The 14,576-nt window shown below is 56.1% G+C and carries 13 protein-coding genes and 1 other RNA gene; 5 read left to right on the top strand and 9 right to left on the bottom strand.

Annotated features, from left to right (window positions below):
* Position 1: 1 nt before the first annotated feature.
* From GC090_RS02845 to rsmI, 4 genes are all read right to left on the bottom strand, one after another.
* Positions 2 to 148, bottom strand: a complete 147-nt coding sequence (locus GC090_RS02845) for a hypothetical protein (RefSeq protein ID WP_155550063.1) — start codon at positions 146 to 148, stop codon at positions 2 to 4.
* A gap of 431 nt (positions 149 to 579) precedes the next feature.
* Complete coding sequence (locus GC090_RS02840; protein WP_033739994.1) at positions 580 to 2,190, bottom strand: OpgD/OpgG family glucan biosynthesis protein; 1,611 nt, start codon at positions 2,188 to 2,190, stop codon at positions 580 to 582.
* 446 nt (positions 2,191 to 2,636) lie between these two features.
* Positions 2,637 to 3,012: RNase P RNA component class A (gene rnpB, locus GC090_RS02835), an RNA gene on the bottom strand.
* A 54-nt stretch (positions 3,013 to 3,066) separates the two neighbouring features.
* On the bottom strand, positions 3,067 to 3,927 hold the full coding sequence (rsmI, locus tag GC090_RS02830) for a 16S rRNA (cytidine(1402)-2'-O)-methyltransferase (RefSeq protein ID WP_006118319.1): 861 nt from the start codon (positions 3,925 to 3,927) through the stop codon (positions 3,067 to 3,069).
* Between the two features lie 62 nt (positions 3,928 to 3,989).
* Here rsmI and GC090_RS02825 point away from each other — a divergent pair, with 62 nt between their 5' ends.
* The 4 genes from GC090_RS02825 to dolP are packed head-to-tail and all read left to right on the top strand — an operon-like array spanning position 3,990 to position 7,571.
* Positions 3,990 to 6,029 carry a penicillin-binding protein activator gene (locus tag GC090_RS02825; protein WP_205953713.1) on the top strand — a complete coding sequence of 680 codons (2,040 nt, stop codon included), beginning with the start codon at positions 3,990 to 3,992 and terminating at the stop codon, positions 6,027 to 6,029.
* Positions 5,987 to 6,382, top strand: coding sequence for a YraN family protein (locus GC090_RS02820; RefSeq protein WP_006118321.1), 396 nt, complete (start codon positions 5,987 to 5,989; stop codon positions 6,380 to 6,382). Before GC090_RS02825 ends, GC090_RS02820 begins: the two co-directional genes overlap by 43 nt.
* Positions 6,383 to 6,396: 14 nt before the next feature.
* Positions 6,397 to 6,984: a DnaA initiator-associating protein DiaA gene (gene diaA / locus GC090_RS02815; protein WP_324020816.1), complete on the top strand. Its 588-nt coding sequence runs from the start codon at positions 6,397 to 6,399 to the stop codon at positions 6,982 to 6,984.
* Positions 6,985 to 6,998: 14 nt separating this feature from the next.
* A complete protein-coding gene (dolP, locus tag GC090_RS02810; protein ID WP_006118323.1) occupies positions 6,999 to 7,571 on the top strand; it encodes a division/outer membrane stress-associated lipid-binding lipoprotein in 573 nt (190 codons plus the stop codon).
* Between the two features lie 203 nt (positions 7,572 to 7,774).
* On the opposite strand, the gene GC090_RS02805 is transcribed toward dolP, so the two are convergent.
* The gene (locus GC090_RS02805; protein ID WP_164482607.1) at positions 7,775 to 8,479 is read right to left on the bottom strand and encodes a pirin family protein; all 705 of its coding nucleotides are present in this window, start codon (positions 8,477 to 8,479) and stop codon (positions 7,775 to 7,777) included.
* 129 nt (positions 8,480 to 8,608) lie between these two features.
* On the opposite strand from GC090_RS02805, the gene GC090_RS02800 reads away from it, so the two are divergent.
* Positions 8,609 to 9,508: a LysR family transcriptional regulator gene (locus tag GC090_RS02800; protein WP_164482608.1), complete on the top strand. Its 900-nt coding sequence runs from the start codon at positions 8,609 to 8,611 to the stop codon at positions 9,506 to 9,508.
* 38 nt (positions 9,509 to 9,546) lie between these two features.
* Here GC090_RS02800 and GC090_RS02795 read toward each other — a convergent pair whose 3' ends face one another.
* From GC090_RS02795 to GC090_RS02780, 4 genes are all read right to left on the bottom strand, one after another.
* Entirely contained in the window at positions 9,547 to 11,460 is a 1,914-nt protein-coding gene (locus tag GC090_RS02795) for a BglG family transcription antiterminator (protein WP_033739999.1), read from the bottom strand.
* 118 nt (positions 11,461 to 11,578) lie between these two features.
* Positions 11,579 to 12,319 (bottom strand): 2-dehydro-3-deoxy-phosphogluconate aldolase, encoded by a 741-nt coding sequence (gene dagF / locus GC090_RS02790; RefSeq protein ID WP_033740000.1) that lies wholly within the window; start codon positions 12,317 to 12,319, stop codon positions 11,579 to 11,581.
* Positions 12,319 to 13,434 carry a DgaE family pyridoxal phosphate-dependent ammonia lyase gene (locus GC090_RS02785; protein ID WP_033740001.1) on the bottom strand — a complete coding sequence of 372 codons (1,116 nt, stop codon included), beginning with the start codon at positions 13,432 to 13,434 and terminating at the stop codon, positions 12,319 to 12,321. Before GC090_RS02785 ends, dagF begins: the two co-directional genes overlap by 1 nt.
* Positions 13,418 to 14,551, bottom strand: a complete 1,134-nt coding sequence (locus GC090_RS02780; RefSeq protein WP_033740003.1) for an EF_0837/AHA_3915 family putative deacetylase — start codon at positions 14,549 to 14,551, stop codon at positions 13,418 to 13,420. Before GC090_RS02780 ends, GC090_RS02785 begins: the two co-directional genes overlap by 17 nt.
* Positions 14,552 to 14,576: the final 25 nt, after the last annotated feature.

The following is a 14,576-nucleotide window of genomic DNA, read 5'->3' as shown; positions in this document are numbered from 1 at the left end:
TTTATGCGTCAGCGAGACCCGAAACCCGGGACAAATCAATATTGCCGCCAGAGAGCGTGTAAACGGTTTTCCGCCCCTGAATGTCATGGTCCACGTTGCCGCTGAGCGACGCAGCGCAGGCTAACGCACTGACGCTTTCCGTAACCATCTGGTTTCGCTGAGTCTTTTCAATCAAACACTTACGAATGTCGCCTTCACTTAGTCACCCCTTCTGATCGACCTGTTCGTTCATAACCGCGAAGGTGAGTTCACCCGAACAGGCGACATCGCGGCCATCCGCAAGGGTACCCGAGTACAACAATGGGGCGTCATGGTACCAGCAAAAATGGAGGCTGCCATACCGTCAGGATCAACAGATTGCGCACCGTTGACGGTAAACGCTGGATTCCTTGATCTCAGGGCAGCCACCCTACCGGCCCTCCGTCCATGGCGAAACCGACACCGAAAAGTTCGTCAGGCATCGCCAGACCGATGGCGCCCTGCCCGGCAATACTGGGCATTTTCTTGCCAGCAGGGATAAAAACAGGGGATGAGTGCGCGAAAAAAACGCCCACTGGGTGAGTGGGCGTGATGAGGACATTACTTCTTGTCGCAGGCGACCGGCCAGGGCTTCGCGGGGGAGTTAAACGGATGGTACTGATAACACCAGGTTTCAGATACCACGTTTTCCTGCGCTTTCAGATAAAGCTTCAGCTCCACCGGGTCACCGTCCCCCGCCACCAAATCAAACTGCGCCAGCCAGTTGCCGGAGTCATCAGGCAGCTTAGAGACCAGCACGTTCTCAAACGTCCCGCGCGAGGCGGACAGCACGGCTTCCGGCGCAACGCCTGACGGCAGGTGATTCAGGTTGCCACCGTGGAATTCAACGGTGAATTTACGACTGTCATGCGGACGGTCAGATCCCGGCACGCCGCCGCGTCCCAGTCGGGTTGCACCACAGCGCGCCAACGTTGAGGGATAAGGTTCATCGGACAGCCAGTGCAGCCGGTAATGGAAATGATGTTCATCACCCGCTTTGGCTGGCGCATCCGGCACCCACATGGCGACGATATTGTCGTAGATTTCGTCATCGGTCGGTATTTCCACCAGTTGTACCGATCCTTTGCCCCATTTCCCTAGCGGTTCGACCCACAGGTCCGGGCGACGCTCGTAGTGCGCAGCATCCAGGTAGCTGTCGAAATTCCTGTCTTTCTGCAGTAATCCAAAGCCTCGCGGATTCTCGTCGTGGAAGCTTGAGGTGACCACACGCAACGGATTGTTCAGCGGTCGCCAGAGATGTTCACCGCTGCCGGTCCACATTGCCAGACCATCGGAGTCATGCACTTCGGGACGCCAGTCTGTCGCAGCCCCCTTGACCGTTTTTGAGAACCAGTACATGGACGTCAGAGGCGCGATGCCGAAACGCTGAATATCCTTACGCAGGAAAAGCGTGCATTCCACGTCCTGCACCACGCCTTTGCCACGATGCAGGATAAACTTGTAGGCACCCGTTATGCTCGGCCCGTTGAGCAGGGCATAGACCGTGAGGTTTTTGCTGTCATCTTTCGGCGCTTCGAACCAGAAATCCGTGAAATCAGGAAACTCTTCATCCACACCGGGCTGGACGGTATTCAGAGCAATACCGCGAGCGGACAAACCAAACTGCCCTAATTCACCAATAGCGCGGAAATAGGACGCCCCCATGAAGGAAATCCAGTCATTTTGGGGATTGGTTTTTAACGCGTCCTGGCTTGCCAGCACTCTGAAACCTGAAAATACGTTTCCTTCCAGCGCCGGCAACCTGACGCTTTTATCCGTCGTGGTGAAGTAATCAATATTTTGAATGATTTCGCGCGCGGCGTTATTTTCCACTACGTGCATTTTCACCGGCATGCGGTGCAGGCCGTTAACCATGAAAAAGGTGACAGGAAACCGCCCGGCATTTTTGAACAGGGCATATTCCGGTTTGTACACGGTCTTCATGTAGGCGTCATAGGTGATGTTGGACAACAATGACGGATCGAATTCGGTGGGTTTTTCGTAAGGTTTGGCTGCCAGCGCTTTAGCCCGGGCAATCAATGTCTGAAAATTAAATGTTTCGCTGTTACCCAGTTTGAGCACACCTGCTGCCATCGCGCCGGGAGAAATGCCTAAAGCAGATAAGGCAGCAAACGCCCCAGAATACGTTAATAAATCCCTTCTTGTAACCATGATCCACCTGTTTTTTTAATCTTCATTCAATGAATGCGTGCCCAATGGGGCAAAACGTAAAATCAGTGACGTCTGGCGAGCTGCCTTCAACTATAGACGAGAGAAACCGTTGCCTCCCAAACAGATGGCAAGCCATCATGTAACACATCGGATGAGCGTATAGGGCATTGGCGAGAAATTGCATGGGATTTGCCTGAGAAACACACCCTCTGGCAACCGGCCGCTTATTTCCCCGATCAAAGGGTATAGCCCGGACGCCCGTACAGAACCGCCCTGCCGCATTTTTTTACCACGGCATCGTCAAACCATCCTGTGTGACTCGCGCCGAACAATGGCTCCCGTGGCAACGTCGTGCGCGTCTTTCCCCTGTGCCTGATGGAGACAGCAAAGCCTGCATAGCTGCGCCATAAAGCAAAAACCCCGCTTGCGCGGGGTTTGCATGAATAAGTCGAAACTGACCGATAAGCCGGGTTCTGTCGTGGACAGTCATTCATCTAGGCCAGTAATCGCTTACTGGCTCAAGCAGCCTACCCGGGTTCAGTACGGGCCGTACCATGTGAACCCCTATTTGGCCTTGCTCCGGGTGGAGTTTACCGTGCCACGGACTGTTACCAGCCGCGCGGTGCGCTCTTACCGCACCCTTTCACCCTTACCTGATCCCATTACTGGGCCATCGGCGGTTTGCTCTCTGTTGCACTGGTCGTGGGTTTCCCCCCCAGGCGTTACCTGGCACCCTGCCCTATGGAGCCCGGACTTTCCTCCCCTTTGCCCGTCTCCCTCAGAGAGGGACGACGACAAAGCGGCGACTGTCTGGTCAGCTTCGGCGCGCATTATAGAGCGTTTAGCCGGCGCTGTCACGCAGGCAAAACAGGCGGCTTACGCCTGCTGATCCAGCGCATATTTATAGAGGGCGTTCTTTTTCACCCCATGAATCTCCGCTGTCAGGGCGGCCGCTTTCTTTAGAGGCAATTCCTGCTGTAACAGGGCCAGTGTGCGCAAGGCCTCCGCTGGCAAAGCCTCTTCATCAGGCTGGTGGCCTTCCACAATCAGCACCATCTCACCTTTGCGGCGATTTTCATCCTCTTTGACCCAGGCCAGCAGTTCCGCCACGGGCGCACCATTGAGATTTTCCCAGGTTTTAGTCAGCTCACGCGCCAGCACGACATAACGATCGGCACCCAGCTCGGTCACCATGTCCTGCAGGCTGTCTAACAGACGGTGAGTCGACTCATAAAAAATTAAAGTGCGTGGCTCGTCGGCAAGGGCCCGCAGCGCATCACAGCGTGCCTTGGTTTTGGCTGGCAGAAACCCTTCGTAACAGAAACGATCAGACGGCAATCCCGCTGCGCTTAATGCTGTAATCGCTGCACAGGCACCCGGTAAAGGAACGATGCGAATACCGGCCTCCCGGCAGCGGCGAACCAGGTGGTAACCGGGATCGTTGATCAACGGCGTGCCAGCATCAGAAACCAAAGCTATGCTTTCTCCCTGTTGCAGCCTGGCGAGCAGGATGTCTGCTTTCTGCTGTTCGTTGTGGTCATGAAGTGCGAAGAGTCGCGCATTGATGGCGAAATGTTGTAGCAACAGTCCGGTATGACGTGTATCTTCCGCTGCGACCAGATCGACGCTGGAAAGTACCGCTAGCGCCCGCTGGGTAATGTCAGCCAAATTACCTATTGGGGTTGGCACGATGTAAAGCGTGCTGGCGGAAATGTCTGCCCGATCGAGTTGTTTCATTGTTTCATCCGAATTGCCGATTTAATATTGAGCATCTTGAAAAAAACATCACTGGATACAGTATGCTTCCTTCAAAAATCGTTCGTCATAAAGCAGGACGCTTTGTGCCTGTCCTTCTTGCTGGTCTGATTTTAGCCGCGTGTAGTGGCCAGGGTCCCAAAAGCCAGTCCGTAGACATTCAGGGGCCAGCCACCAATAATTCTGCTTACTATCTGCAACAGGTGCAGCAAAGCAGCGATGATAGCAAGACCGACTGGCAATTACTCGCAATCCGCGCCTTGTTAAAAGAGGGAAAATATCCTCAGGCCGACCAGGCGATTGGCGAACTGCCTAATCAACTGTCCTCAACACAGCAACAGGAATTACGCTTGCTGAAAGCCCAGTCGCTGATTGGACAGCAAAAAGTGGCTGACGCGCAGCAACTGTTGAGCCAGGTGAAAACCAGTGAATTGTCTCAGGATCAACTGGCGCGCTACTACGATTTGCAGATCGCCAGCGCACAGGGGAAAACCTCTCTGGCCCTGCTCCGTGCCTACATTGCCCAGGAACCGTTGCTGAAGGGTGACGCACGTCAGAAGAACATTGATGCAACCTGGCAGGCACTGACGCAACTGTCACAGCAAGACATGAACGCGCTGGTCATCAATGCCGATGAAAACATTCTGCAGGGCTGGCTGGATCTGCTGACCGCCTGGCACGCCAATGCGCAGGATGCCAACATGCTTAAGTCGGCCATTAAAGACTGGCAGACGCGCTATCCTGACAATCCCGCGTCCAAAACCTTGCCGACGCAGCTGAGCCAGGTGCAGAACTTCACCAAAGCGTCCACCAGCACCATCGCGCTGCTGCTGCCACTCAACGGTCAGGCTCAGATGTTTGCCAGCGCCATCCAGAAAGGCTTCAACGACGCGAAGAACGGTGTTATCCCGGCGGCACCCCAGGCAACGCCGGGCAGCGCACAGGATCCCATCGCGATGAATCAGCAGCAGCCTGCTGATGCCAACGCGGTTGTCAGCCCCTCAGCCGCCCCTGCGGCAACAACGCAGACGGGCACGGCTCAGCAACCTGCCACGACCGCCCAGCAGCCTCAACAGCAGCAACAGCCGTCGGCGCAACCGGCCAGTAATGCGCAGGTTAAAGTCTATGACACCAGCAGCCAGCCCATCGCCCAGGTGATGCAGCAGGCGCAACAGGATGGCGCGACACTGGTCGTCGGCCCGCTGTTGAAAAACAACGTCGAAACCGTCGCCAACAGCCAGACACCGTTGAACGTTCTGGCCCTGAATGAGCCGGAACACATCCAGAACCATCCCAATATGTGCTACTTTGCGCTGTCGCCAGAAGATGAAGCGCGTGATGCGGCTCACCATATCTGGGATCAGGGTAAGCGCCAGCCGCTGCTGTTGCTCCCGCGTAATGGCCTGGGCGATCGCGTCGCAACGGCCTTTGCGAAAGAGTGGCAGTCACTGGGCGGTGGCACCGTGCTCCAGCAGCGTTTCGGTTCGGTTTCAGAGCTTAAGCAGGGCATCAACAGCGGTGCAGGAATCAGCATGAGCGGGACGCCGGTGGTTATCCCTTCTGCGTCTCAACCGCAGAACGTGTCCGTTGCAGGGCTGACTATACCGGCCCCTCAAACCAGCGCACCGGCAGCCAGCGAATCGGGTGCGGTAGATGCGGCCTATATCGTGTCGACGCAGGATGAACTGCAGCTGATTAAACCGATGATCAGCATGCGCACCGGCAGCCGCAGTAATGTCGCGCTCTACGCCAGTTCCCGTAGTGCTCAGGCTGGCGCAGGCCCGGATTTCCGTCTGGAAATGGAAGGCCTGCAGTACAGCGATATCCCTCTGCTGTCCGGCGCCAATCCAGGCCTGATGCAGCAGGCCGCCCGGTCGTTTAACAACGATTATTCACTGGTGCGCCTGTATGCCATGGGGATGGATGCCTGGACGCTGGCTAACCACTTCAATCAGATGCGTCAGGTGCCTGGCTTCTCTCTTGATGGCAATACCGGCAAGCTCAGCGCGACGCCTGATTGCGTGATCAACAGGAAGTTGACATGGAACCAGTATCGTCAGGGCAATATCGTACCGGCCAGCTAAACCGCCGCCGTACAGGTGCCGAATATGAACAACGCGCCCGCCGCTATCTTGAGCGGGCGGGGTTAACATGGGTCGCCAGCAATGTGTACTATCGCGCAGGTGAACTTGACCTGATAATGCGAGACAACCAATGCTGGGTGTTTGTCGAAGTGCGTTACCGCCGTAACGCACGATTCGGCGGCAGTCTGGCCAGCATTACCCGACAGAAACAACACAAGCTGCTGCGTGCTGCCTCTCTCTGGCTGGCGCAACGCGGCGGCAGTTTTGAAACAGTGAATTGCCGTTTCGACATCATCGCCATTACAGGCCCGGCGCTCGAATGGTTGCCCAATGCCTTTAATGCAGACGTTTAGAACCAGGTGGTCGTGTGCAGGAAAGAATTAAAGCGTGTTTTACTGAAAGTATCCAAACTCAAATCGCTGCGGCTGAGGCATTACCTGATGCCATCTCACGTGCAGCAATGACCATGGTGCAGTCCCTTCTCAACGGTAACAAGATACTGAGTTGCGGTAACGGCGCATCATCCGCCAACGCACAGCATTTTGCCGCCAGCATGATCAATCGTTTTGAAACCGAACGCCCCAGCCTGCCTGCGCTGGCTTTAAGTGCGGATAACGTCATGCTGACTGCGATCAGTAATGACCGCCTGCATGATGAGATTTATGCCAAGCAGGTGCGCGCCCTCGGGCTAAACGGTGATGTGCTGCTCGCCATCTCGACCCGCGGCAATACGCGTGACATCGTCAAGGCTGTCGAGGCCGCCGTCACGCGCGATATGACGATCGTTGCGCTTACCGGTTATGATGGGGGAGAATTAGCCGGATTGCTGGGACCGCAGGATGTGGAAATTCGTATTCCTTCACATCGCAGTGCTCGCATTCAGGAGATGCATATGTTAACACTCAACTGTTTGTGCGATCTGATTGATAACACCTTGTTTCCCCACCAGGAATGACGGAAGGAGCACCCATGAAAGCATTGAACGCTGTAGCCATTGTTTTAACCGCCATGCTGCTGCAAGGCTGCGTCGCGGTGGTGGCCGGTAGTGCCGCTGTCGCGACCAAAACCGCCACCGATCCCCGCTCTGTGGGCACGCAGGTTGATGATGGCACGCTGGAGTTACGCGTCAGCAATGCGCTGGCTAAAGATCAGCAAATCAAAACCGATGCCCGCGTCATTGCCACCGCCTACCAGGGTAAGGTTCTGTTGACCGGCCAGGCACCTAATCAGGAAGTCGCTAACCGCGCGAAACAGATCGCCATGGGCGTTGACGGTGCCACCGAAGTCTATAACGAGATTCGGATTGGGCCGAAAGTCAGCCTGGGTACGTCCTCCGCTGACACCTGGATCACCACGAAGATCCGCTCGCAGCTGCTGGGCAGCGATCAGGTGAAATCATCAAGCGTGAAGGTGACCACTGAAAACGGTGAGGTGTTCCTGTTGGGTCTGGTCACGCCGGAAGAAGCGAAAGCCGCTGCGGATATTGCCAGCCGGGTAAGCGGGGTGAAACACGTCACCACGGCCTTTACCATGGTGAAATAACGCGGAGGTCGGGGTGGTCTTGCCTGCCTGAATCGCGTGAATAAAAAAGCCGTCCCCTTTCAGGGACGGCTTTTCTCGTTTCTGGCGTCTGATCCCATGACCAGGCTGACGCACACCACTTCGCCCTTCGCTGTCGGCTATCCGTCTCTGCGCGGATATCCACTGTTGTGATACCGCCACAACGCCACGCCAACAGAAGCGCGTCAGACAGGGATATCGATTACCAGCGCCCGCGTCGGTGTGAGGGCAGCCAGCCACAGTTGCTGCTCTTCCTGCAAAAACGCGCCATCACCACAGCCGAGCGTTTCCTGATGCGATGCACCTGCAGAGGCTTCAAGCGAACCATGGATCGACTGCAGATAGGCGCGCGCGCCATGCAGCGGCACCAGATGCTGCTCGCCAGCCGCCAGCTCAAGCTGGTGGATCCAGACCTGCTGACGCAGTTGCAAGCTGTTGTCGCGGCCATCCGGCGAAGCCACCAGTTGCGAGCACGTTCCTGCGGTCAGGCTGATTTTCTGCATACGCGGGTTTTCCCGTTCCGGGCAGGCCGCCAGCCAGAGCTGCATGCGGGTCAGTGAGCGCTCTTTACTCGGATTCAGTTCACTGTAGCTCACGCCAGGCTGGGCAGAGAGCAGCAGTGCCTCACCTTCACCGACGGTAATGTGATTGCCTTCGCTGTCGCGGTACTCCGCTTCACCCTGCAGGACAATATTCAGCACATCCACCTGAGGATAGGTGCGCGGCTGAAACGCCGCGCCGGGTGCCAGCACTTCCTGGTTCAAAACACGTAAAGCGGCATAACCCATTAATTTGGGATCGAAATAGTGGCCAAAAGAGAAACTATAGCGTGCCTGTAGCCAGCCATAATCAGCCTGACCACAATCGGATGCACTGCGTGTGGTTATCATTGTTTACCTCCTGCATCCGTCGGCAAGAATCGACGACGGGTATGATTCCCTTATGGTAAAAGTCTGGACGCCGGATTGTTAGCCAGTTAATCTGCCGGGCATATTCAAATTTCCTGACAGAGAACCAGGATGGCAAAAGACCGTGCGTTAACCCTTGAAGCTTTACGTGTGATGGATGCTATCGATCGCCGGGGCAGTTTTGCCGCCGCCGCCGATGAGTTAGGGCGCGTGCCCTCGGCACTCAGTTACACCATGCAGAAACTGGAAGAGGAGCTGGATGTGGTGCTGTTTGACCGCTCTGGCCATCGCACAAAGTTTACGAATGTCGGACGCATGCTGCTTGAGCGCGGTCGGGTGTTGCTGGAAGCCGCTGACAAACTCACGACCGATGCCGAAGCACTGGCGCGCGGTTGGGAAACGCAGTTGACCATCGTGACCGAAGCCCTTGTCCCTACCGATGCGCTGTTCCCGCTGGTTACAAAGCTGGCTGACAAGGCTAACACCCAGATATCCATTATGACAGAAGTGCTGGCAGGTGCCTGGGAAAGGCTGGAACAGGGGCGGGCAGATATCGTTATCGCACCGGATATGCACTTTCGCGCCTCAACTGAGATCAATACCCGCAAACTCTACAGCATCGTCAGCGTTTATGTCGCCAGCCCTGACCATCCTATTCATAACGAACCCGAGCCGCTTTCAGAGATTACCCGGGTAAAATATCGGGGGATTGCCGTGGCCGATACCGCACGCGAAAGGCCGGTGTTGACCGTACAGCTGCTGGATAAACAGCAACGTCTGACCGTCAGTACAATGGACGATAAGCGGCGTGCGCTTCTGGCCGGTTTAGGCGTGGCGACCATGCCCTATAACATGGTAGAGCAGGATATCGCGGAGGGGCGGTTACGGGTCGTCAGCCCGGAATATTCTCGCGAGGTGGACATCATCATGGCCTGGCGTCGTGACAGTATGGGCGAAGCGAAAGCCTGGTGCCTGCGCGAAATCCCCCGCCTGTTAGCAAAGAAACACTGATAACGGGCTGGACGCTATCCAGCCCACCTTGCCCCTACTTACAGCCGACTCAGACAGTCCAGCGCCACGGTTTTAAAACTGCTGAAGTCAGTGCTGTCGCGCAGGCGCGTCATCGCCCGCTCACGCATAAACGTGACGAAAAGGTCATAAATTGCCATGGCTTCTTCATACTCGCTTTTACTGATTGCCAGCAGAAAAATCACGTAAGCCGTATCGTCGCCCCACGGAATACCCTGTGGAGCCAGCACGGTGTAGACGACCGTTTCCCGGGCCATGAGCCCCAGCGAGTGCGGTAGCGCAATGCCCTCGCCCAGCATGGTACTGACAATGGCTTCGCGTTCCTCCACGGATGCAAAGAAAGCCTCATCCACCACCCCTTCATCCTCAAGCTGATCGCACAATAACCGGAACAGATCCGACTGGCTCATGGGCGCATCAACAATCCGAAAATGCCGGGCATCAAAAAATTTCTCCAACATATAGGGGCGGGTACGATCCACCAGCACCAGCTTACCAATCTGCTCCAGCTGGAATTCGGTCGGGAACGGCGCCACCACCACCACCGGTTTTTCTTTTTCGCTGACCCGCGCGGTAGAGATGACAAAGTCTTCTTCGATACGTTGACGCGCTTCGTATTCGCGCTGAGACAGGCACTGGGTTACCTGCAACTGGGGATAGTTTCGCAGCAGCATCGCTTCAATCATGCGCAGCGTGGAATTCCCGCTGTCGCACACCAGCAGCACCTGAGGGCGACGTTGATAGCCCACGTTGTAATGGCGCTCCAGCCCGACGCCAATATGCAGCACCAGGAAGCCAATTTCATTCTCACTGATGACGTAAGGCGAATATTTGCCCCAACTGGAAACCGCCGCCAGCGTTACGTCATAGGCCATCGGATAGTGCTGCTTGATATTACTTAACAGGGGATTGGGAATATGGATCTGATAACGCACCCGCGTGATCATGGTTTTAATATGGGTGAGCAGATCGGCACGCAACTGAGGATCGTTCTGCAGATCGTAATAGTAGTGTGTGTTAATAAAGCTGAGCAGATAGTCGACCAGCGCATCCGCGTCATCCGCATTGATCGTGCTGGGTGCGCTGTCCTGAATGCGCCGGGCAGCGATATTAACCTGTAGCCAGCTCTCCTCCGCCGGCGAAACGGGCTTGCCGATAAGCGGCAGCAGCGAATGAATCAGGGTTTGTGCCGCGTCGCGTATCGCATCGTCCATCTGTTCCGTGTCCGCGGGATCGTTAACCGGATAACCTTCGCTGATGCGCCGGACCGCCACCGCACAGTAAAACTGTAAATAGCGTTCACCTTCGTCACTGAGACGGATATGGTGCTGGGCAAAACAGCGTTGCAGGCACGGTTCCAGACTTTCCAGCAGGCCACCTTCCAGGGATTCCGGCGTGATCAGCGGGCTGTCTGGCTGCGACTGATCGATCTCGATCAACAGATCGGTTAAGCAGGTGCGGATCGCCACCTCGCTGCCAAACAGTTTCATGCCGTGGTGCGGTTTGCTTTCAATGCTGAGTTGGTAGCGTCCGAGCCATTCACGTACGTCGGCCATGTCATTCTGCAAGGTCGCGCGGCTGACAAACCATTCTTCTGCCAGCGCCTCCAGTTTCAGCGAATAGGCGGCGGTCAGGAAGCGCACCAGCAGATAGCGGATCCGCTCCTGAGAAGTACGCGGCACCCGGAGAGGCGCACGCGTTTGCTGCTGGAGAATAGTAAAACGCTGCGCGTCGGCAATTTTAAGCTGATAGCCGGCCCCGCGATTCAACACAAACTGCGCGCCGTGCTGTTCCAGTAAGGCATTCAGGGCGGTGATATCCGTGCGTACGGTACGCGTTGACACGGCAAAGCGCCGGGCCAGCTCGTCCTGAGGCAAGGTTTCGTTTTTCAAAGCGTCAAACAGTTGCGCAAGGCGCTGATTAGGAAATCTCACGTCGGTTTACCTGACTGAATGGAGAAAAGAGCAACACTCACAGAGTGCAGGAAACGCGGCTGTACGTCCAGGAAAGGGCGCGCCGGCCACAGTTTTCTGCGCCAGCGCACAACCTACGTCAGGCCAGCAAGGACTTGCTCATTGCCAGAAGCTGTTTGACGTCATCCACGCGGGTTTCACCGCTGGCCTGATCAATGATCGAACTGTAAATATGCGGGATCACCTTGCTGACGCCCGCATCCAGCGCAATTTTTACGATCTCGCTAAAATTTGCCAGATCGATCCCGCCTGTCGGCTCCAGCCAAAAATCCTGCTGTGCACAGGCCTCCGCCACGGCGCGGTATTCTTCCACCCTGTCCAGACCGCCCATGGGGAAATATTTTACCGAGCTGCCGCCCATATCGATCAGCATGGCGATGGCGGTGTCGATGGGCACGATGCCGTCGTTGCGCTGTGAGCTGAGCGGACCGGTCGAAATTTTTACTTTTCCTGGCGTCCCTGTCGGCGAGATCAAGCCGTTCACCACCGTTTGCGACTGGCCAAGCAGCGCCCGGCTGGTGCCAACGCCGGTAAAGACCTGGTTAACATGCTGAGGCTGTAGCTCAGCGGCCAGCTCGCTGACCATGCGTGACTGCCGGGGATCGCCCGCGCCCAGGCCAATCGAGAGCGCATTATTGATCAGCGCAGCATAGTCGCGCATATCCGCGATTGCGGCGTCATGACTGGCGTAATTCTTCGATAGCACACCGACCAGAACGTGCCCTTCTGCCGCCTGCCAGATAGCGCGCGCATTTTCTTTTGAGCCGGCCAGCACGTTGAGGCACAGCCGGTCTTGATAAAAATCAGGGGTAAGCGTCATTAGTGTTCTCCGGTTATCAGCGCCTGAATACGGGTAAAAATGATATGCAGTTGCTCAGCGCTGACGCTACGCACGTCGGCTTCGATAATGCCTTCATTCGCTTTGTAGCCACGGAAGTAAATGGCGATATCACCGTTTTTCAATGCCTGAACCAGATCGCCGGTTTGACGCGCAATTTTGGCTTCATCAAAGTGTATTTCGGCGCGTGCAATATCGCGTCCGGCCGCATCCCAGACGACGCGCGCAGTTACGCCGTCCAGCCCATTGAGGTTGTTAATAAAGGGCGTCATTTTTTCTACCATCTGTGCGCCGGTCACTTTCGGCTGAGTCAGATAGGACTCAATGGCCTGCGTCAGCCCCAGAATCCCCTCTTTGCCCACTTTCATGGTGCGGCCAATGCCGTTGCTCTGGCGCTTTACCCACTCAACAAGCTGGTGCTTACCGATAACCAGGCCGCTGGTTGGGCCTTCAATCGCTTTGGCGCCGCTGTAGATCACCAGATCGGCACCGGCCTGGTAGTAACACTGCAAGTCCTCTTCGGCGGCGGCATCCACAATCAGTGGCACACCATGCTTACGTGCGACTTCTGCGGCCTGTGCAACGCTCAGGTGGCTCTTTTGTACGCAGTGATGTGACTTCACGTAGAGAATGGCGGCCGTCTGATCGGTCACCGCGGCGGAAAGCTGCTGAGCCGAGCATTCATTACTGTAACCCGCTTCAACCGTCCGGCCCCCACCCAGCGCGATCATGCTGCCCACCGGCGCACCGTAGTTCACGTTATGCCCTTTTGGCACCACGATGTCGCGCGGCACGGTCAGCGGTGCACTGTGTAAATTATCCAGCAGCCAGTCATCATCTTTCACAATGACGGCGGCCACGCTCTGGGCTATCCCTGCCGAGGCGCAGGAGACCACCAGCGCATTTTCCACTTTCAGCAGGTTAGCAATATACGCGCCGGTTTTATCGACCAGATCCTTTACTTCAAAGTAGTGCGCCAGACCGTACTTAACCGTATCGATCACCTCATCCGATGGCGTTGAAACGCCCAGTATGGTCATACGACCGGAGGCGTTGATGACCTGCTTCAGGCCATATTTTTCATACAGAGAAGACATGGTATTTTTTTCCTTGTTCAGTAATCCAGCACTCGCCGGCGACAATGGCGGCAAGGGGAATCAGGTGACGATCGCCCTGTTCCGCCAGCCCTTCCGCATCTACAAAGGACACCGGCTCTTGCGCGACGGTGAACAGCGTAAAGTCGGCATCGTAGCCGGGCTCAATACGGCCTTTGTGGCGTAAACGCAGGCCGCTGGCTGCCTGGTGAGTCACACAGGCGATAATCTGTGGCAGGGTCATGCCGACATTGAAAAACTTCGACATCACATGGGCCAGGGTATAAACCGGTCCATTGAGGCGGTTACGGCAGTAAATATCCGAACTGATGGTGTCAGGCAAAATGCCCTGTGCGATGGCCGTACGCGCGACCTCGAAACTAAAGCTGGCGCTGCCGTGGCCGACATCAAGCCGTACGTCGCGTGCCAGCGCATGTTTGACGGCGGCACGCAGTTCGCCGTCGGGTGTCAGGATGCGATTGGGTTTGCCGTTATAGCAGTGAGTGATGATGTCACCCGAGGTCAGCAGTTCCGCGATCTCATTAAGGTTGGGTGGGTTGTTACCGATATGCACCATCAGCGGCAGATGGCCGTTTTCCTGCTGAATAGCTTTCGCGAGGACCAGCGGCTTAATGCCGTTTTCGCCCACTACGCTGCTGCTCATACGGGCTTTAAGCCCCACAATAAAGTCGGGGTGACGTTTTACCGCGTCGGCAATGGCCTGGCGATCAATCTGCGTCATGTCCGCCAGTTCATTTTGGGTAATGATGCCAGTGCGTGCGATATTCAGCAGCGCGTAAACCTGCGTGCTCACCGCTCGGGTGCGCTGCCAGAAATCGTCAATGTCATTCGCGCCAGTACTGCCTGCATCCACCACGCAGGTGACGCCGCTTTCCACGCCAACCCGATCGGGATGATCGTGGTAGACAGGGGATTTTTCATAGCAGTGCACATGCGAATCAATCCAGCCCGCACTGAGATAACAGCCTTCTGCCAGCGTTTTCTCGACGGTTGCGTGGCCGCTGATTTCACCTGTGGCGGCAATCTTGCCGTCACGTATCGCAATATCGATCAGGGTTTCATCAGGCAAACGCGCACGCCGCAGAATCAGATCGTACACAGGAACCTCCTTAACTGCCCCGATC

The organism is Pantoea sp. JZ29 (assembly GCF_035190385.1).
Lineage (GTDB): Bacteria > Pseudomonadota > Gammaproteobacteria > Enterobacterales > Enterobacteriaceae > Pantoea > Pantoea stewartii.
Note: the sequence above shows the minus strand (reverse complement) of the source record. Positions and strands in the feature narration are given on the sequence as shown.